Raw genomic sequence first — 18757 nt, 5'->3', positions numbered from 1 at the left:
ATTTGACCTGCGAAAGACGGCTGTGCCCGACCTGACGGTCGGCTGAACCCATGCGTGCCGATCGCGTCTTCGCGTACGGCGCCGCCGCCGGCCTACTCGGTGACCTGCTGCTCGGCGATCCCCGCCGGGGGCATCCGGTCGCCGCTTTCGGGCGGGCCGCGGGTGCCGTGGAGCGGGTGCTCTGGCGGGACCACCGCGGCTGGGGCGCGCTGCACACGGCCGTGTGCGCCGGCGGTGCCGCCGGGCTCGCGGCGCTCGCCGCCCGTTCCGTACGCCAATCCCGTACCGCCTCCATCACGCTGACCGCGGCCGCCACTTGGGCCGTCGTCGGCGGAACCTCCCTCGGCCGGGAGGCGCGGGCGATCGGCGGCGCGCTCGCGGCCGGTGACGTCGAGGTGGCCAGGGAGCGGCTGCCGCATCTGTGCGGCCGGGATCCGCAGGCGCTCGACGCCGACGGGATCGCGCGGGCGGTCGTCGAGTCGGTCGCCGAGAACACCTCCGACGCCGTGGTGGGGGCTCTGGTGTGGGGTGCGGTGGCCGGCGTGCCCGGTCTTGTCGGGTTCCGGGCCGTCAACACCCTGGACGCGATGGTCGGGCACAGGTCCACCAGATACCGGCGCTACGGCTGGGCGTCCGCGCGGCTCGACGACCTCGCGGGCTGGCCCGGAGCGCGGCTCACCGCGCTCCTCGCGGCCGCCGCCGGAAGCGATCCGCGCGGCGCCCTGCGTGCCTGGCGCGCCGACGCGGACCGGCACCCGAGCCCCAACGCCGGCCCGGTGGAGGCCTCGTTCGCGGGGTCGCTCGGCGTGCGGCTCGGCGGAACCCTCGCGTACGGGGGAAGGGTCGAGCACCGGCCGGTCCTGAACGGGGCGGGCCGGGCCGTCGCGGTCGGCGACATCGAGCGGGCCGTACGGCTGTCCCGGCGGGTGAGTTGGCTCGCGTTCGGCGTGTGTGCCGCGGGAGTGCTGCTGAGGCGACGGGGAGGCAACTCATGAGCGGCGGACTGCTGATCGCCGGTACCACCTCCGACGCGGGCAAGAGCGTCGTGACCGCCGGGATCTGCCGCTGGCTGGTGCGCCAGGGCGTCAAGGTCGCGCCCTTCAAGGCGCAGAACATGTCACTGAACTCGTTCGTGACGCGGGAGGGCGCCGAGATCGGGCGGGCGCAGGCCATGCAGGCGCAGGCCGCCCGGGTGGAGCCCACCGCGCTGATGAACCCCGTGCTGCTCAAGCCGGGCGGCGACCGGAGCAGTCAGGTCGTGCTGATGGGCAGGCCGGTGGGCGAGATGAGCGCCCGCGGGTACCACGGCGGCCGGCAGGAGGCTCTGCTCGGGACGGTGCTGGAGTGTCTCGCCGAATTGCGGGGCACGTATGACGCGGTGATCTGTGAGGGGGCGGGCAGTCCCGCCGAGATCAATCTGCGGCGGACCGACATCGTGAACATGGGGATCGCGCGCAACGCGCGGCTGCCCGTGCTCGTCGTCGGCGACATCGACCGCGGCGGCGTGTTCGCGTCCTTCTTCGGGACCGTCGCGCTGCTCTCCCGCGAGGACCAGGAACTCGTCGCCGGGTTCCTGGTGAACAAGTTCCGCGGCGATGTCTCCCTGCTGGAGCCTGGCCTCGACATGCTCAACGGCCTCACCGGGCGGCCCAGTTACGGTGTGCTGCCCTTCCGGCACGGCCTCGGCATCGACGAGGAGGACGGACTGCGGGTCTCCCTCAGGGGCGCGGTCCGGGAGTCCGTGGTCACGGCGCCGGCCGGCGAGGACGTGCTGCGCGTCGCCGTCTGCGCCGTCCCGCTCATGTCCAACTTCACGGACGTGGACGCGCTGGCCGCCGAACCCGGTGTCGTCGTGCGGTTCGTGGACCGGGCGGAGGAACTGACCGACGCGGACCTCGTCATCGTCCCCGGCACCCGGGGGACGGTGAAGGCGCTCCAGTGGCTGCGGGAACGCGGCCTCGCGGACGCGATCGCGCGCCGGGCCGCCGAGGGGCGGCCGGTGCTCGGCGTCTGCGGCGGCTACCAGCTCCTCGGCGAGCACATCGAGGACGAGGTCGAGTCACGGGCCGGGCACGTCGACGGGCTCGGACTGCTGCCCGTGCGGGTGCGGTTCGCGCGGGAGAAGACGCTCGCGCGGCCCGTGGGCGAGGCGCTCGGCGAACCCGTCGAGGGATACGAGATCCATCACGGCGTCGCCGAGGTCACCGGCGGCACCCCCTTTCTGGACGGCTGCCGGGTCGGCGAGGTGTGGGGCACGCACTGGCACGGCTCGCTGGAGTCGGACGGGTTCCGGCGCGCCTTCCTGCGCGAGGTGGCGGCCGCCGCGGGCCGTCGTTTCGTACCGGCCGCCGACACGTCGTTCGCGGCACTGCGCGAGGAGCAGTTGGACCTGCTCGGCGATCTGATCGAGGAACACGCGGATACGGACGCGCTGTTGCGGCTCATCGAGTCGGGCGCGCCGTCAGGACTGCCTTTCATTCCACCGGGAGCGCCCGCATGAGCACAGTGTTGTTGTTGTCGACCGCCGACACGGATCTGCTGGCGGCCCGGGCCTCCGGCACCGCGTACCGGATCGGCAATCCGACCCGGGTGGACGTCGCCGCCGAACTCCCCGCGCTCGTCGCGGGCGCGGACGTCGCCGTCGTACGGCTCCTCGGCGGGAAGCGTGCCTGGGAGGACGGGCTCGCCTTCCTGAAGGCGTCCGGTGTGCCGACCGTGCTGCTCGGCGGGGAGGCCGTCCCCGACGCGGAGTTGATGGCCGAGTCGTCCGTGCCCGCCGGGGTGGTCGCCGAGGCGCTGCGTTATCTCGTCGAGGGCGGCCCACAGAACCTGGCCGAGCTGGCCCGCTTCCTCTCCGACACCGTGCTGCTCACCGGCGAGGGCTTCGAGGAACCGCGGCGGACGGCCGCGTACGGCATCCACGGCGAGCGTCCGTTCGTGGAGGGGCGTCCGACGATCGGCGTGCTCTTCTACCGGGCGCACGAACTGTCCGGCAACACCGCCTTCGTGGACACGCTGTGCGACGCGATAGAGGCGCGGGAGGCCAACGCCCTTCCCGTGTACTGCGGTTCGCTGCGTGACGCCGAAGCGGGACTGTACGAGATCCTCGCCAGGGCTGACACGCTGGTTGCCACCGTGCTCGCGGCCGGCGGCACGCACGCCTCGGAGGCCTCCGCAGGCGGTGACGAGGAGGCCTGGGACATCGGCGCGCTCGCCGATCTCGACATCCCCGTCCTGCAAGGGCTCTGCCTCACCTCCTCGCATGCCGCCTGGGAGGCGTCGGACGCCGCACTGTCCCCCATGGACGCGGCGATGCAGGTCGCGATCCCGGAGTTCGACGGGCGGATCGTCACCGTGCCGTTTTCCTTCAAGGAGCAGGGCCCGGACGACGTCCCGGTCTATGTCGCCGACCCCGAGCGGGCCGCGCGCGTCGCCGGGATCGCCGTGCGTCACGCCCGGTTGAGGCACAAGCCGAACGCCGAGAAGAAGCTCGCGCTGGTCTTCACCGCCTACCCGACCAAGCACTCCCGGGTCGGGAACGCGGTGGGTCTCGACACGCCCGCCTCCGCGGTCCGGGTGCTCGACGCGCTGCGGGGCGCCGGGTACTCCCTGACCGAATACCCCGACAACGGCGACGAGTTGATCCACCGGCTCATCGCGGCGGGCGGCCACGACGTCGAGTGGCTGACCGAGGAGCAGTTGGCGTCCGCTCCCGCCCGCGTACCGCTGGCGGACTACCGGGCCTGGTTCGACAAGCTCGACCCCGGGCTGCGCAACGGCATGCTGGAGGCCTGGGGCGAGCCGCCGGGCAACCTGTACCTCGACGGGGACGACATCGTGCTGGCCTCCCTCCGGTTCGGGAACGTCGTCGTGATGATCCAGCCGCCGCGCGGCTTCGGCGAGAACCCGATCGCGATCTACCACGACCCGGACATGCCGCCGTCGCACCACTACATGGCGGCCTACCGGTGGCTGGAGAACTCCTTCGGCGCCGACGCCGTCGTGCACATGGGCAAGCACGGCACGATGGAATGGCTGCCCGGCAAGGGACTCGGCCTCAGCGGCGGCTGCGCGCCCGACGCCGTGCTCGGTGAACTCCCCCTCATCTACCCCTTCATCGTCAACGACCCCGGCGAGGGCACCCAGGCCAAGCGGCGCGGGCACGCCACGGTCGTCGACCACCTCGTGCCGCCGATGGCGCGTGCGGACACCTACGGCGATCTGGCGAAGCTGGAGCAGCTCCTCGACGAGTACGCGCTCGTGTCCGACCTGGACCCGACGAAGGCCCCGGCGGTGCGCGCCCAGATCTGGACGCTGGTCAAGGCGGCCGAGCTGCACCACGACCTGCATGTCGACGACCAGCCGGACGACGGCGACTTCGACTCCTTCGTCATGCACATCGACGGCTATCTGTGCGAGATCAAGGACGTGCAGATCCGGGACGGCCTGCACATCCTCGGCGGCGGTCCGGAGGCCGAGCCGCGGGTCAACCTGGTGCTGGCGGTGCTGCGGGCCTCGCAGGTGTGGGGCGGCAAGGCGAACGCGCTGCCCGGTCTGCGGGCCTGCCTCGCCGAGCATTTCGGCCTGGTCGAGAAGGAGTTGCTCGGCGAGCCCGGCGCGCCGGTGAAGGTGCCGGTGGAACTGACGGAACTCGTCGAGGGACCCGCGCGGACCGGCGCCGACGCCATCGACCTCCTTGAGCGCCTGTGCCGGCGGATCGCCGAGGGCATGGAGGAGCGCGGCTGGGTGACGGCCGAGAGCGCCGCCCTCGTACGTGAGGTCCTCGGCGTCGAACTCCCGTCCGCCATCGCGGTGGTGGAGTTCGCCTGCGACGAGGTCGTGCCGCGACTGGCGAGGACGACGGACGAGATCGACCACATCCTGAAGGCACTCGACGGCGGTTTCGTCCCGGCGGGCCCGTCCGGATCGCCGACGCGCGGACTGGTCAACGTCCTGCCGACCGGCCGCAACTTCTACTCGGTCGACCCCAAGGCGATCCCGTCCAGGCTGAGTTGGGAGGTCGGACAGGCGCTCGCCGACTCGCTTATCCAGCGGTATCTGACCGACACCGGCGCGTACCCGACCTCCGTCGGCCTGACGGTCTGGGGAACCTCCGCCATGCGCACCCAGGGCGACGACATCGCGGAGATCCTCGCGCTGCTGGGCTGCCGCCCGGTGTGGGACGACGCGTCGAGGCGCGTGACCGGCTTCGAGATCGTGGGGCTGGCGGAACTGGGCCGGCCGCGCATCGACGTCACGGTCCGTATCTCCGGGTTCTTCCGGGACGCGTTCCCGCACGTGGTCGGTCTCATCGACGACGCGGTGCGGGCGGTGGCGGAGCTGGACGAGCCCGCCGAGGCCAACTACGTGCGCAGGCACGCCGACGAGGACACCGCCGAGCACGGTGACAGGCGGCGCGCGACGGCTCGTATCTTCGGGTCGAAGCCGGGTGCGTACGGGGCGGGGCTGCTCCCGCTCATCGACGCACGGAACTGGCGCTCGGACGCCGACCTGGCCGAGGTGTACGCGGTGTGGGGCGGTTACGCGTACGGGCGCGGGCTCGACGGGCGGGCGGCGCGCGGCGACATGGAGACCGCCTTCAAGCGGATCGCGGTCGCCGCCAAGAACGTCGACACCCGCGAGCACGACCTCGTGGACGCGGACGACTACTTCCAGTACCACGGCGGGATGGTGGCCATGGTGCGCCATCTGACGGGCACCAGCCCCGAGGCGTACGTCGGCGACTCCGCCGTGCCCGACCAGGTCAAGACGCGGACGCTGGGCGAGGAGACGCACCGGGTGTTCCGCGCCCGGGTCGTCAACCCCCGCTGGATGGCGGCGATGCGGCGGCACGGCTACAAGGGCGCCTTCGAGATGGCGGCGACCGTCGACTACCTCTTCGGGTACGACGCGACGGCCGGGGTCGTGGACGACTGGATGTACGAGAAGCTCAGCGCGGAGTACGTCTTCGACCCGGAGAACCAGGACTTCATGAAGAAGTCCAACCCCTGGGCGCTGCGCGGGATCACCGAACGGCTCCTGGAGGCCGCCGACCGGGGGCTGTGGGCCGAGCCGGACGCGGAGACGCTGGAGCGGCTGCGTTCCACCTATCTGGAGCTCGAAGGCGACTTGGAGGGCGACGACCAGTGAGTACTCCCTTTCCGTTCACGGCCGTTGTCGGCCAGGACGACCTGCGGCTCGCGCTGCTGCTGAACGCCGTGTCGCCCGCCGTGGGCGGTGTGCTCGTGCGCGGCGAGAAGGGGACGGCCAAGTCCACGGCCGTACGCGCCCTTTCGGCTCTCGTGCCCGAGGTGGATGTCGTCGCCGGCTGCCGGTTCTCGTGCGCGCCGGCCTCCCCCGACCCCGCCTGCCCGGACGGGCCGCACGAGGTCGGTCCGGGGACGACGCGTCCGGCCAGGATGGTCGAACTGCCCGTCGGTGCCTCCGAGGACCGGCTGGTGGGCGCCCTCGACATCGAGCGGGCGCTCGCGGAGGGGGTCAAGGCGTTCGAGCCCGGCCTGCTGGCCGACGCGCACCGCGGGATCCTGTACGTCGACGAGGTCAACCTGCTCCACGACCACCTGGTCGACCTGCTCCTTGACGCGGCGGCGATGGGCGCCTCCTACGTCGAGCGCGAGGGCGTCTCCGTACGGCATGCCGCCCGTTTCCTGCTCGTGGGGACGATGAACCCCGAAGAGGGGGAACTGCGGCCGCAGTTGCTCGACAGGTTCGGGCTGACCGTCGAGGTCGCCGCCTCCCGGGAGCCCGACCAGCGGGTCGAGGTGGTGCGCAGGAGGCTCGCGTACGACGACGATCCGGAGGGCTTCGCGGCGCGGTGGGCGGACGAGGAGGCGGCCGTACGGGCGCGGATCGTGGCGGCGCGTGCGCTGTTGCCCTCGGTACGGCTCGGGGACGGGGCGCTGCGGCAGATCGCGGCGACCTGTGCGGCCTTCGAGGTGGACGGCATGCGCGCCGACATCGTGATGGCGCGGACGGCGACCGCGCTGGCCGCGTGGGACGGGCGGACCGAGGTGCTCGCGGAGGACGTGCGGCAGGCGGCGCTGCTCGCGCTGCCGCACCGGCGGCGGCGCAATCCCTTCGACGCGCCGGGGCTCGACGAGGACAAGCTCGACGAGACGCTGGAGCAGTTCGGCGGCCGGGGCGACGGCGAGGACGACGATCCGGATCCGGACGGACCCGGTGGCGGCGGGCGGCCTCCGCAGGACGGGCCGGACGGTGACTCTCCCGGCGACGACTCCCCCGCCGGTGAGGTTCCGGCGCAGGGCGAGCCCTCCGAGGAGGGCCGGGCTCCGGGCTCGCGGGGCGGCAGCGAGCAGTCCCCCGTACGGGCCGCGGAGCCCTTCCGTACGAAGGTGCTGAGCGTGCCCGGACTCGGTGAGGGTGCGGCCGGGCGGCGTTCGCGGGCGCGGACCGAGCACGGGCGCACGACCGGATCGCGGCGGCCCCAGGGGGCGCTCACCAAGCTGCATCTCGCGGCGACCATCCAGGCGGCGGCTCCGCATCAGCGGGCGCGCGGGCGGTCGGGGCGCGGTCTCGTCGTACGGCGGGACGATCTGCGGCAGGCGACCCGGGAGGGGCGTGAGGGGAACCTCGTGCTCTTCGTGGTGGACGCCTCCGGTTCGATGGCGGCGCGGCAGCGGATGAGTGCCGTGAAGGGCGCGGTGCTGTCGCTGCTGCTCGACGCCTACCAGCGGCGGGACAAGGTGGGTCTGGTGACCTTCCGCGGGGCCGCGGCCGAGGTCGCGCTGCCGCCCACCTCCTCGGTGGACGCCGCCGCCGCGCGGCTGGAGTCGCTGCCCACGGGCGGCCGGACGCCGCTCGCGGCCGGGCTGTTGAAGGCGCACGACGTCCTGCGGGTGGAGCGGCTGCGGGACGCGGCGCGCCGGCCGCTGATCGTGGTGGTGACCGACGGCCGGGCCACCGGTGGTCCCGAGCCGGTGGCGCTCGCCGGGCGGGCGGCACGGCTGTTCGCGGCCGGCTCGGTGGCGTCCGTGGTCGTGGACTGCGAGGCGGGGGCGGTGCGGCTGGGTCTGGCCGGACAGCTCGCCGTGGAGCTCGGGGGTACCGCGGTGACCCTCCAGGAGTTGCGGGCCGATTCCATCGCCGGTCTGGTCAGGGACGTGCAGGGCGACAACAGGAGGGCCGCGTAGTGCCGCAGGGGCAGCCGAGTGTCGTACCGGACGACGGGCTGACGACACGTCAGCGGCGGAACCGGCCACTTGTCGTCGTGCACACCGGAGTCGGCAAGGGCAAGTCGACGGCCGCGTTCGGGCTCGCTCTGCGGGCCTGGAACCAGGGATGGCCGATCGGGGTGTTCCAGTTCGTCAAGTCGGCGAAGTGGAAGGTCGGCGAGGAGAGCGCGCTGCGGGTGCTCGGCGCCAGCGGTGAGGGCGGCTCCGTCGACTGGCACAAGATGGGCGAGGGCTGGTCCTGGGTGCAGCGCGACTCCCAGATGGACAACGAGGAGAAGGCCCGCGAGGGGTGGGAGCAGGTCAAGCGGGACCTGGCCGCCGAGACGTACCAGCTGTACGTGCTGGACGAGTTCGCCTATCCCATGCACTGGGGTTGGGTCGACGTCGAGGAGGTCGTCGCCGTGCTGCGGGACCGGCCCGGCACCCAGCATGTGGTGATCACCGGCCGCAACGCCCCGGAGAAGCTGGTGGAGTTGGCCGACCTGGTGACCGACATGTCCAAGGTCAAGCATCCGATGGACGCGGGGCAGAAGGGCCAGAGGGGCATCGAGTGGTGATCTCCGTTCCCCGGCTGGTCGTCGCCGCGCCCTCCTCGGGCAGCGGCAAGACCACCGTCGCCACGGGGTTGATGGCCGCGTTCGCCGCGCGGGGGCTCGCCGTGTCCGCGCACAAGGTCGGGCCCGACTACATCGATCCCGGATATCACGCGCTCGCCACCGGGCGGGTGGGACGGAATCTGGACGCGTACCTGTGCGGTACGGAGCTGATCGCGCCGTTGTTCGGGCACGGGGCCCGGGGATGCGAACTCGCTGTCGTCGAGGGGGTGATGGGGCTGTACGACGGGGCCGCCGGCGAAGGGGAGCTGGCCTCCACCGCCCAGGTGGCGAAGTTGCTGCGGGCGCCCGTGGTGCTCGTCGTCGACGCCTCTTCCCAGTCCCGGTCCGTGGCCGCGCTGGTGCACGGGTTCGTCTCCTGGGATCCCGAGGTGCGGGTGGCCGGGGTGATCCTCAACAAGGTGGGGTCCGTACGGCACGAGGGCATGCTGCGGGAGGCGCTCGACGAGTCGGGGGTGCCGGTGCTCGGGGTGCTGCGGCGGGCTCCGCAGGTGGACACGCCTTCGCGGCATCTGGGTCTCGTGCCGGTCGCCGAGCGGCGGGCGGACGCGGTCGAGGCGGTCGCGGCGATGGCCTCGCAGGTGCGGGAAGGGTGTGATCTGGAGGCTCTGCTCGCGCTGGCGCGGAGTGCTCCGGCGTTGCCGGGTGCCGCTTGGGACGCGGCCGAGGTGGTGGGTTCCTCGCCCCCTCCGCCCCTTCCCGTTCCCGAACTCGGGGGCTCCGCCCCCGAACCCCCGGTCGCCCGAAGGGCTCGTCCTCAAACGCCGGACGGGCTGAAACGTGTCGCCGTTGCCGGGGGGGCCGCTTTCACCTTCTCGTACGCCGAGCATGCCGAGTTGCTCGCCGCCGCCGGGGCCGAGGTCGTCGTCTTCGATCCTCTCCGTGATGAGCAACTGCCCCCGGGTGTGGGCGGGCTGGTCATCGGGGGCGGGTTTCCCGAGGTGTACGCGCCCGAGCTGTCGGCCAACGAGCCGTTGCGGAAGGCGGTCTCGGCGCTCGTCGAGAGCGGTGCGCCGGTAGCCGCCGAGTGCGCCGGACTGCTTTATCTGGCGCGCGAGTTGGACGGGCAGCCCATGTGCGGGGTCATCGACGCCAAGGCCCGTATGGACGAGCGGCTGACCCTCGGATACCGGGACGCGGTCGCCCTGTCGGACAGTGTGCTCGCGGTGGCCGGGACCCGGATGCGCGGGCACGAGTTCCACCGGACGGTCGTCGAGCCCGGCGCCGGGACGGCTCCCGCCTGGGGTGTGCGCACCCCTCGCAAACGGGTCGAAGGTTTCGTACAACACGGTGTGCACGCGAGTTATCTGCACACGCACTGGGCGTCCGAGCCCGGTGTCGCCCGTCGGTTCGTGGAGAGGTGCCTGACGTCATGAGCAGCAAGCTGATCGGAGTCGGCGTCGGGCCCGGTGACCCGGAGCTGGTGACCGTCAAGGGGGTCAATGCCCTGCGGGCCGCCGAGGTCGTCGTGGTGCCCGTCATGGACACCGGCGAGCGGGGCCGCGCCGAGGCGACCGTCCTGCACTACGTGCCCGCGGAGAAGGTCGTACGGATCGTGTTCGCGCTGAACGAGCGGACCGACCGGGGGCGGCGGGAGGCCGCCTGGGACGCGGCCGGGGAGCGGGTTGCCGGGCTGCTGCGCGCGCACGCCGTCATCGCCTTCGCCACCATCGGCGACCCCAACGTGTACTCCACCTTCACCTATCTCGCGCAGACCGTCTCGGAGCTCGTGCCGGGGACCGTCGTGGAGAGCGTGCCCGGGATCACCGCCATGCAGGATCTCGCGGCGCGGTCGGGAGCCGTGCTCGCCGAGGGGACCGAGCCGCTCACCCTCGTGCCGGTGACGGCCGGGACGACCGTCCTCAAGGACGCCCTGAACGGTCCGGGCACCGTCGTCGCGTACAAGTTCGGGCGGCAGGCCGCGGAGGTCGCGGAGGCGCTGCGCGAGACCGGGCGGCTCGACGACGCCGTGTGGGGCTCGGCGCTCGGTCTTGAGAGCGAGTCGATCCGGCCCGCCGCCGAGCTCCTCGACGGGCCGCTGCCCTACCTCTCCACGCTCATCGCGCCCGCGCGGCGCGAGGGCGGGCGCGGCGGGAAACTGTGAGACCCGGAGCGTCGGAGCCCGGGACGTCAGCCCGCGAGGCCCACCACCAGCCAGATGAAACCCGCGCCCGCGACCGTGCACAGCAGGGTCGAGCGGGCGGGGTGTTCGTGGTGTGCCTCGGGGAGGATCTCGGCGGCGGCGAGGTAGAGGAGCACGCCGCCGAAGAGGCCGAGATAGCAGCCGAGCAGTTGCTCCGGGATGGTGACGAAGAGCGTCGAGGCGGCGCCGGCCACGGGGGCCGCGGCGTCGGCGACGAGCATCATGATCGCCTTGCGGCGGTCGTTCCCGTACAGGCTCGTGATCGTGTACGTGTTGAAGCCGTCCGCGAAGTCGTGCGCGATGACCGCGAGAGCGACGGCCAGGCCCATGCCGCCGCCGACCTGGAAGGCCGCGCCGATCGCCACGCCGTCCATCGCGCTGTGGCCGACCATCGCGCCGGCGGCCGTCAGGCCCACCTGGGGCGCGCGGCCGTCGTTCTCCTCGCCGCCGTGCGCCGCCTGCCGTGCCGCCAGCAGGCGTTCGACCAGGTGGGCCAGCAGGAACCCGGCCACGAAGAGCAGCAGCGCGGCCGGTACGCCGAAGACCTCCTGGCCCGCCGCGCCCAACGCCTCCGGCAGCAGGTCGAGGCCGACCACGCCGAGCATCAGGCCGCCGGCCAGGCCGAGCACCAGATGGCGGCGGTCGGTCACCCGCTGTGCCGTCCAGCCGCCGGCCAGCGTCATCAGGAACGCGCCGAGCGCTACGAGGACCGCCATAGGCCCTTGCTATCCGATCAACCGCCGTTCACGCACCTCCACGGCCCCGTGTCCGCGTGGAAGCCCTGAGTTTCGTACCGCCCGCACGACGCGTCCGAGCGCATGAACCCCTCGTACGCACAGATGTTCCGCACGATTTCGCACGTTCCGAATGTTCCGCACGTCCCGCACGTCCCACGTGTTCCGCGTGTTCCGTAGGAGAGGACCCATCCCATGGCCGATGCCCCCGCCGGCAAGGTGACGATCGTCGGTGCCGGCCCCGGCGCCGCCGACCTGCTGACGTTCCGCGCCGCGCGCGCCATCGCCGAGGCCGACGTGGTGATCTGGGCGGCCAGCCTGGTGCAGGCGGAGGTGCTCGGCCACGCGCGGGAGGGCGCGGAGATCCTGGACTCGGCGACGATGTCGCTTGAGGACGTGGTGGCCGTGTACGAGCGGGCCGCCGAGGAGGGGCTGAAGGTGGCCCGGATCCACTCCGGCGACCCGGCGCTGTGGGGCGGTACGCAGGAGCAGCTCGACCGGTGCGCCGGTCTCGGGGTCGAGACGGAGATCATTCCCGGCGTCTCGTCCTTCTCCGCGGTGGCCGCGCTCGCGCAGCGCGAGCTGACGATCCCCGAGGTGGCGCAGTCCGTGATCCTGACCCGGCTCGGCGGCGGCAAGACGCCGATGCCGCCGGGCGAGGAGGTACGGGAGTTCGCCCGGCACGGGACGACGATGGCGCTCTTCCTGTCGGCGGCGCGCAGCGGGCAGCTGGTGCAGGAGCTGCTCGAGGGCGGCTATCCGACGTCCACGCCGGTCGTGGTGGCCTACCAGGTGACCTGGCCGGAGGAACTGCTCGTCCGCTGCACGATCGAGACCCTGGAGGAGACCGTCAAGGAGCACAAACTCTGGAAGCACACCCTCTTCCTGGTCGGCCCCGCCCTGGACGCGAGCGGCACCCGCTCACACCTCTACCACCCCGGCCACTTCCACGAGTTCCGCAAGGCCGACCCCCGAGCACGAGCCGAACTGCGCGCGGAACGCCGCGCCGCCCGACAGGACACCCCGTCGTGACGACGGACACGGCCGGCGGGGCCGACATGGCCGGCGCCGCCGACAGGCACGGGCCGGGGGCCTGCGGGACCACCTCCGCGGGGGCGGGAGGGACCCCTGCCGCGGGAGGGGGCGCCGGCGGTGCCGCCGTCGGACGAGCGCGAGGAAACACCGCCACACACGCGGGCGGGACCAACTCCGCGGACGCGGAAAAGACACCTACCGCAGGCGCGGACGCCGGGACCAGCCGGGCCGCCCCCGCGCGCGAGCGCGGCAGTACCGTCGCGGAAGCGGGTGGGAGCACCCCCGTGGGAGGGGGCTCGGGCGCCGTTGGGCGAGCGCGGGGGGGTACCGGTGCGGGAGCCGGTCGGGGGGCCGGGGGGATCGTCGTCTTTGGGACGGGGACGGGCGCGGCGTTGTCGTCCGAGGCGGTGGTTGCCGTCGCGGGGGCCGAGCTTGTTGTTGGGGCTCGGCGGCATCTGGCTCGGGTGTGTTCGGCGGAGGGGGCGGAGCAGGTCGTGCTCGGTGCGTTGGCGCCCGCGCTCGACGTGATCGAGCGGTGTGTGGACAAGGGGGGCCGGGTCGTCGTGCTCGCCTCCGGTGATCCCGGGTTCTTCGGGATCGTGCGGGCCCTGGCCAAACGTTTCGGCACCGAGCGGCTGGACGTCAGGCCCGGCGTCTCCTCGGTCGCCACCGCCTTCGCGCGGATCGGGCTGCCCTGGGACGACGCGGTGGTGGTCAGCGCCCACGGCCGCGAGCTGCGTACGGCCGTCAACGTCTGTCTGTCCCAGCCGAAGGTGGCGGTGCTGACCGGGCCGGGCGCGGGCCCCGCCGAGCTGGGCGCCGCGCTGGCCTACCGCGCCCGCGAGCGTGTCCTCGTCGTCGCGAGCGCCCTGGGCGAGGACGGACAGGAGCGCGTGGAGCGGGTCACTCCCGCCGAGGCCGCGGCCCGTGACTGGGGTACGGCGGTGAACGTCGTCCTGTGCCTGGACGAGTCACACGCCGTCGCTCCCGCCCGGACCGTCGCCGGACCGTCCGCCGGGCCCGCCCAGTGGGCCCTGGACGAGCGGGAGTTCGCCCATCGCGACTCGATGATCAGCAAGTTCGAGGTGAGGGCGCTGGCGCTGGCCCGGCTCGGACCGCGGCTCGGCGAGCTGGTCTGGGACATCGGGGCGGGCTCCGGGTCCGTCGCCGTGGAGTGCGCGCGGTTCGGCGCCGCCGTGATCGCCGTCGAGAAGACGCTGGACGGCTGCGAGCGCGTCCGCGCCAACGCCGAGGCGCACGGCGTGGACGTACGGGTGGTGCACGGCGCCGCGCCGACCGTGCTGTCCGACCTGGACGATCCGGACGCGGTCTTCATCGGCGGCGGAGGGCGCGAACTGCCCGCCATCGTCACGGCCTGCGCGCGGCGGGCCGGGCGGGCCGTCGTCGTCGCCATGGCCGCGCTCGACCGGGTGCCCGCGGCGCGGGACGCTCTGACCGGTGCCGGGTTCACCTGCGAGGGCGTGCTGCTCCAGTCGTCCCGCCTCGCACCGCTGCCCGGTGGCGTCGACCGGCTCTCGGCCACCAATCCCGTCTTTCTGCTGTGGGGCGTCCGGCCCCCGGCGCGTACCGAAGGAGTCCCCCAGTGATCGGCCTGATTTCCGCCACGGCGGCGGGCGCGGCTGCCCGTGACCGGCTCGCCGCGGCCTGGCCCACGCGTGCGCGGGTGTACGAGGGGTCCCCCCGCTCGGGGGAGGCCGGGGAGTCGGGAGGGTCCGTGGGGGACGCCTTGCGGCGGGCGTTCGCCGAGTGCGACCAGGTGGTGTGTTTCCTCGCCACCGGGGCGGTGGTGCGGCTGATCGCGCCGCTGCTGGCCGACAAGGCGTCCGACCCGGGGGTCGTGTGCGTCGACGAGGCGGGACGGTTCGCCGTGTCGCTGGTCGGGGGCCACGCCGGGGGCGCCAATGAACTCGCCCGGGAGGTGGGTGAGTTGCTCGGCGCCGAACCGGTGGTGACCACGGCGACCGACGCGGTGGGGATCCCGGGGCTCGACACGCTCGGCTTCCCCGTGGAGGGCGATGTCGCCGGGGTCACCCGGGCGCTGCTCGACGGTGAACCCGTCGCCCTGCACGCCGAGTTGGCGTGGCCGTTGCCGCCGCTGCCGGTCGCGCGGGAGGGCGTGCACGCGATCCGGATCACCGACCGCCTCGTCCCGCCCGCCGACCGCAACGTGGTGCTGCGTCCGCCCTCCCTGGTCGTCGGTGTCGGCGCCTCCAGGGGCGCCCCCGTCGAGGAGGTCCTCGGACTCGTCGAGGACGCCCTCCGGGACGCCGGGCTGTCCGTGAAGTCCGTCGCCGAGCTCGCCACCGTCGACGCGAAGGCGGCCGAACCCGGCATCGTCGAGGCCGCCGAGCGGCTCGGGGTGCCCGTGGTGACGTACAGCGCCGAGGAGTTGGCGCGGATCGACGTGCCGAACCCGTCCGGCGCACCGCTCGCCGCCGTCGGCACCCCCTCCGTCGCCGAGGCCGCGGCGCTGGTCCGCGGCGGTGAACTCCTCGTCCCCAAGCGGAAGTCGGTGCGCGCCGACGGGCAGCCGGCGATGGCGACCTGCGCGGTGGTACGCCGGGTCGCGCGCGGCCGGCTCGCGGTGGTCGGCCTCGGCCCCGGCGCGCGCGATCTGCTGACGCCACGCGCGAAGGCGGAGTTGCGGCGGGCGTCCGTACTCGTCGGGCTCGACCAGTACGTCGACCAGATCCGCGATCTGCTGCGGCCCGGCACCCGGGTCCTGGAATCGGGGCTCGGCGCCGAGGAGGAACGGGCGCGCACCGCGGTCGCGGAGGCCCGGCGGGGGCGGGCCGTCGCGCTGATCGGCAGCGGGGACGCGGGCGTGTACGCGATGGCGTCGCCCGCGCTGGCCGAGGCGTCCGACGACATCGACGTGGTCGGGGTGCCGGGCGTGACCGCCGCGCTCGCCGCCGGCGCGATCCTGGGCGCGCCGCTCGGGCACGACCACGTGTCGATCAGCCTCTCCGACCTGCACACGCCGTGGGAGGTCATCGAGCGGCGGGTCCGGGCGGCGGCCGAGGCCGACCTCGTCGTGACGTTCTACAACCCGCGCAGCCGGGGCCGCGACTGGCAGCTCCCGAAGGCGCTGACGATCCTCGCCGGACACCGGGAGCCGACGACGCCGGTGGGTGTCGTACGCAACGCCTCCCGCCCCGACGAGTCCAGCCGTCTCACCACCCTCTCGGGACTCGACCCGGCGACGGTGGACATGATGACCGTGGTGACCGTGGGCAACACGGCGACCCGTGAGATCGCCGGCCGTATGGTGACGCCGCGCGGCTACCGCTGGCAGGAGGAGCCCAAGTGAGCGAAGTGAGCCAGGTGTTGCCCGGGTCCCGGGTGGTGCACCCGATCGAGCGGGAGTCCTTCCGGCGGCTGAGATCTCGCCTGGACACCTCGCACTTCCCGCCGCTGACACGGGCGGTGGTGGAGCGGGTCATCCACTCCGCGGCCGACCTGGAGTACGCGAACGACCTCGTCACCGACGAACTCGCCCTGGAGCGAGCGCACGCCGCGCTGCACGCCGGGGCGCCCGTCGTCGTCGACGTCGAGATGGTCGCCGCGGGCATCACCCGCCGCGACACGGTCTGCCGTCTCCGGGACGCCAGGTCCGGTCCGGGGCTGACCCGTTCGGCGCACGCGGTCCGGCTCGCGTACGAGGAGGTCGGGCCCGGCGCCCTCTGGGTGATCGGCTGCGCGCCGACCGCCCTGGAGGAACTGCTGACCCTGGACGCCGATCCGGTGCTCGTCATCGGTCTGCCCGTCGGTTTCGTCGGCGCGGCCGAGTCCAAGGCCGCGTTGCGCGAGAGCGGGCTGCCCGCGGTCAGCAACGTGTCCGAGAAGGGCGGCTCCGCGGTCGCCGCGGCGGCGCTCAACGCCCTTCTGTACCAGCCTGTTTCCGTTTCTGAGGAGAAATCGTGACCACCCCGCCCCCCGCCCTGCTGATCGCCGGACACGGTACCCGGGACGAGGCCGGAGCCGAGGCCTTCCGTGACTTCGTCCGGGAGTTGGGGCTCCGGCACCCGGGACTGCCCGTCGCGGGCGGCTTCATCGAGCTGTCCCCGCCGCCGCTGGGCGACGCCGTGACCGAGCTGGTCGAGCAGGGGGTACGCCGTTTCGCCGCCGTACCGCTGATGCTGGTCTCCGCCGGGCACGCCAAGGGCGACATCCCGGCGGCGCTGTCCCGCGAGAAGGAGCGGCACCCCGGGATCTCGTACACCTACGGGCGTCCGCTGGGCCCGCATCCCTCGCTCCTCGCCGTCCTTGAGCGGCGGCTCGACGAGGCTCTCGGCTCCACCGTTCGCACCCCTCAGGACCGGGCCGACGTGACCGTGCTGCTGGTGGGCCGCGGCTCCACCGATCCGGACGCCAACGCCGAGGTGCTGAAGGCGGCGCGGCTGCTCTGGGAGGGCCGGGGCTACGCGGGGGTCGAGACGGCGTTCGTGTCGCTGGCCGCGCCCGACGTGCCGTCCGGGCTGGACCGTTGTGTGAAGCTGGGGGCGCGCCGGATCGTCGTCCTGCCCTACTTCCTCTTCACCGGCATCCTCCCGGACCGGGTGCGCCGGCAGACCGAGGGCTGGTCCGCCGCGCACCCCGAGGTCGAGGTGCGCTCCGCCGATGTCATCGGCCCCGAGCCGGAGTTGCTCGACCTGGTCATGGAGCGCTACCACGAGGCCGTACGGGGGGACCTGCGGATGAACTGCGACTCCTGCGTCTACCGCATCGCCCTGCCCGGCTTCGAGGACAAGGTCGGCCTGCCCCAGCAGCCGCACTTCCATCCGGACGACGACGGTGACCACCCCCACGGACACCACGGACACCACCATGACGGCCATGCCCACTCCCACGCACACTGAGGGCGCGCCCGGCGGCGACGGACACGATCTGCGCCACCACGGGGACGCCGAGGTGCGCGACGCCGGCGCGGAGCTCACCGACCTCGCCGTGAACGTCCGCGCCGACACGCCTCCGCCCTGGCTGCGCGAGCGGATCGCCGCGTCGCTGACGGGGCTCGCCGCCTATCCCGACGGGCGGGAGGCGCGGGCCGCGGTGGCGGCGCGGCACGGGCTGCCCGTCGAGCGGGTGCTGCTCACGGCCGGTGCCGCCGAGGCCTTCGTGCTGCTGGCCCGTGCCCTGAAGGTGCGCCGGCCCGTGGTCGTGCACCCGCAGTTCACCGAGCCGGAGGCGGCGCTGCGGGACGCCGGGCACTCGGTGGGCCGGGTCCTGCTCCGCGAGGCGGACGGTTTCCGGCTCGATCCGGAGGCCGTTCCCGAGGACGCCGACCTCGTCGTGGTCGGGAATCCGACCAACCCGACGTCCGTGCTGCATCCGGCCGGCGTTCTCGGCGAACTCGCAAGGCCGGGGCGGACGTTGGTCGTCGACGAGGCGTTCATGGACGCCGTGCCCGACGAGCGCGAGGCGCTCGCCGGGCGGACGGACGTGCCCGGTCTCGTCGTGCTGCGCAGCCTCACCAAGACCTGGGGGCTGGCCGGGCTGCGGATCGGCTACGTCCTCGCGTCCCCCGGCACGATCGGCGAGCTGGAACGCGCCCAGCCGCTGTGGCCGGTGTCCACGCCCGCGCTCGCCGCGGCGTCCGCGTGCATGACGCCGGGGGCTCTCGCCGAGGCCGCCCACGCGGCTCACCGGGTCGCGGCGGACCGGGCCCATCTGGTGGCCGGGCTCAGGGAGTTCGAGTCGGACGGGTTGCGGGTGGTCGAGCCGGCGGAGGGGCCGTTCGTGCTGGTTCGGGTGGAGCGGGGGGCCGCTGTGCGGCGGCTGTTGCGGGGGCTGGGGTTCGCGGTGCGGCGGGGGGACACGTTTCCCGGGCTCGACGAGGAGTGGATACGGATCGCCGTCCGGGACCGGGTGACGGTCAACCGGTTCCTCCAGGCGCTGGACCGGGCGGTGACGGGGGCCGGGGGGTGAGGGTTTTCGCCCCCTCCGCCCCTTCCCGTCCCGTTCCTGGGGGCTGCGCCCCCAGACCCCCGCTGTCGC

General features: G+C 73.5%; 14 protein-coding genes. 13 read left to right on the top strand and 1 reads right to left on the bottom strand.

Annotation, left to right across the window (positions count from 1 at the left end; all coding sequences use genetic code 11):
* Nucleotides 1-50: 50 nt before the first annotated feature.
* Genes ACIP79_RS29665 through cobI form a run of 7 tightly spaced genes read left to right on the top strand, consistent with a single transcriptional unit; the run spans nucleotide 51 to nucleotide 10931 of the window.
* Complete coding sequence (locus ACIP79_RS29665; RefSeq protein ID WP_401228032.1) at nucleotides 51-995, top strand: cobalamin biosynthesis protein; 945 nt, start codon at nucleotides 51-53, stop codon at nucleotides 993-995.
* Complete coding sequence (locus tag ACIP79_RS29660; protein WP_401228030.1) at nucleotides 992-2500, top strand: cobyric acid synthase; 1509 nt, start codon at nucleotides 992-994, stop codon at nucleotides 2498-2500. Before ACIP79_RS29665 ends, ACIP79_RS29660 begins: the two co-directional genes overlap by 4 nt.
* Complete coding sequence (cobN, locus tag ACIP79_RS29655; RefSeq protein ID WP_401228028.1) at nucleotides 2497-6150, top strand: cobaltochelatase subunit CobN; 3654 nt, start codon at nucleotides 2497-2499, stop codon at nucleotides 6148-6150. Before ACIP79_RS29660 ends, cobN begins: the two co-directional genes overlap by 4 nt.
* Entirely contained in the window at nucleotides 6147-8171 is a 2025-nt protein-coding gene (locus tag ACIP79_RS29650) for a putative cobaltochelatase (RefSeq protein ID WP_401228027.1), read from the top strand. The genes cobN and ACIP79_RS29650 overlap by 4 nt, the downstream gene beginning before the upstream one ends.
* Nucleotides 8171-8770, top strand: coding sequence for a cob(I)yrinic acid a,c-diamide adenosyltransferase (gene cobO / locus ACIP79_RS29645; RefSeq protein ID WP_401228025.1), 600 nt, complete (start codon nucleotides 8171-8173; stop codon nucleotides 8768-8770). Before ACIP79_RS29650 ends, cobO begins: the two co-directional genes overlap by 1 nt.
* The gene (locus tag ACIP79_RS29640; protein WP_401228023.1) at nucleotides 8764-10203 is read left to right on the top strand and encodes a cobyrinate a,c-diamide synthase; all 1440 of its coding nucleotides are present in this window, start codon (nucleotides 8764-8766) and stop codon (nucleotides 10201-10203) included. The genes cobO and ACIP79_RS29640 overlap by 7 nt, the downstream gene beginning before the upstream one ends.
* Nucleotides 10200-10931, top strand: coding sequence for a precorrin-2 C(20)-methyltransferase (cobI, locus tag ACIP79_RS29635; protein WP_401228021.1), 732 nt, complete (start codon nucleotides 10200-10202; stop codon nucleotides 10929-10931). The genes ACIP79_RS29640 and cobI overlap by 4 nt, the downstream gene beginning before the upstream one ends.
* Before the next feature lie 26 nt (nucleotides 10932-10957).
* Here cobI and ACIP79_RS29630 read toward each other — a convergent pair whose 3' ends face one another.
* Nucleotides 10958-11686: a ZIP family metal transporter gene (locus tag ACIP79_RS29630; protein ID WP_401228019.1), complete on the bottom strand. Its 729-nt coding sequence runs from the start codon at nucleotides 11684-11686 to the stop codon at nucleotides 10958-10960.
* 213 nt (nucleotides 11687-11899) lie between these two features.
* Between ACIP79_RS29630 and cobM the strand changes: the two genes are divergently transcribed.
* The 6 genes from cobM (at nucleotide 11900) to cobC (ending at nucleotide 18688) form a co-directional block, all read left to right on the top strand.
* On the top strand, nucleotides 11900-12736 hold the full coding sequence (gene cobM, locus ACIP79_RS29625) for a precorrin-4 C(11)-methyltransferase (RefSeq protein WP_401228017.1): 837 nt from the start codon (nucleotides 11900-11902) through the stop codon (nucleotides 12734-12736).
* 362 nt (nucleotides 12737-13098) lie between these two features.
* Complete coding sequence (cbiE, locus tag ACIP79_RS29620; RefSeq protein WP_401228148.1) at nucleotides 13099-14346, top strand: precorrin-6y C5,15-methyltransferase (decarboxylating) subunit CbiE; 1248 nt, start codon at nucleotides 13099-13101, stop codon at nucleotides 14344-14346.
* Nucleotides 14343-16070 (top strand): precorrin-3B C(17)-methyltransferase, encoded by a 1728-nt coding sequence (cobJ, locus tag ACIP79_RS29615; protein ID WP_401228015.1) that lies wholly within the window; start codon nucleotides 14343-14345, stop codon nucleotides 16068-16070. The genes cbiE and cobJ overlap by 4 nt, the downstream gene beginning before the upstream one ends.
* Before the next feature lie 5 nt (nucleotides 16071-16075).
* Entirely contained in the window at nucleotides 16076-16684 is a 609-nt protein-coding gene (locus ACIP79_RS29610) for a precorrin-8X methylmutase (RefSeq protein WP_401228146.1), read from the top strand.
* Nucleotides 16681-17619 (top strand): sirohydrochlorin chelatase, encoded by a 939-nt coding sequence (locus tag ACIP79_RS29605; protein WP_401228013.1) that lies wholly within the window; start codon nucleotides 16681-16683, stop codon nucleotides 17617-17619. Before ACIP79_RS29610 ends, ACIP79_RS29605 begins: the two co-directional genes overlap by 4 nt.
* On the top strand, nucleotides 17597-18688 hold the full coding sequence (gene cobC / locus ACIP79_RS29600) for an Rv2231c family pyridoxal phosphate-dependent protein CobC (RefSeq protein WP_401228012.1): 1092 nt from the start codon (nucleotides 17597-17599) through the stop codon (nucleotides 18686-18688). Before ACIP79_RS29605 ends, cobC begins: the two co-directional genes overlap by 23 nt.
* Nucleotides 18689-18757: the final 69 nt, after the last annotated feature.

It is taken from the genome of Streptomyces sp. NPDC088747 (assembly GCF_044751025.1).
Classification (GTDB): domain Bacteria; phylum Actinomycetota; class Actinomycetes; order Streptomycetales; family Streptomycetaceae; genus Streptomyces.
The sequence above is the reverse complement of the archived record's forward strand: the minus strand, read 5'-3'. Positions and strand labels throughout refer to the sequence as shown.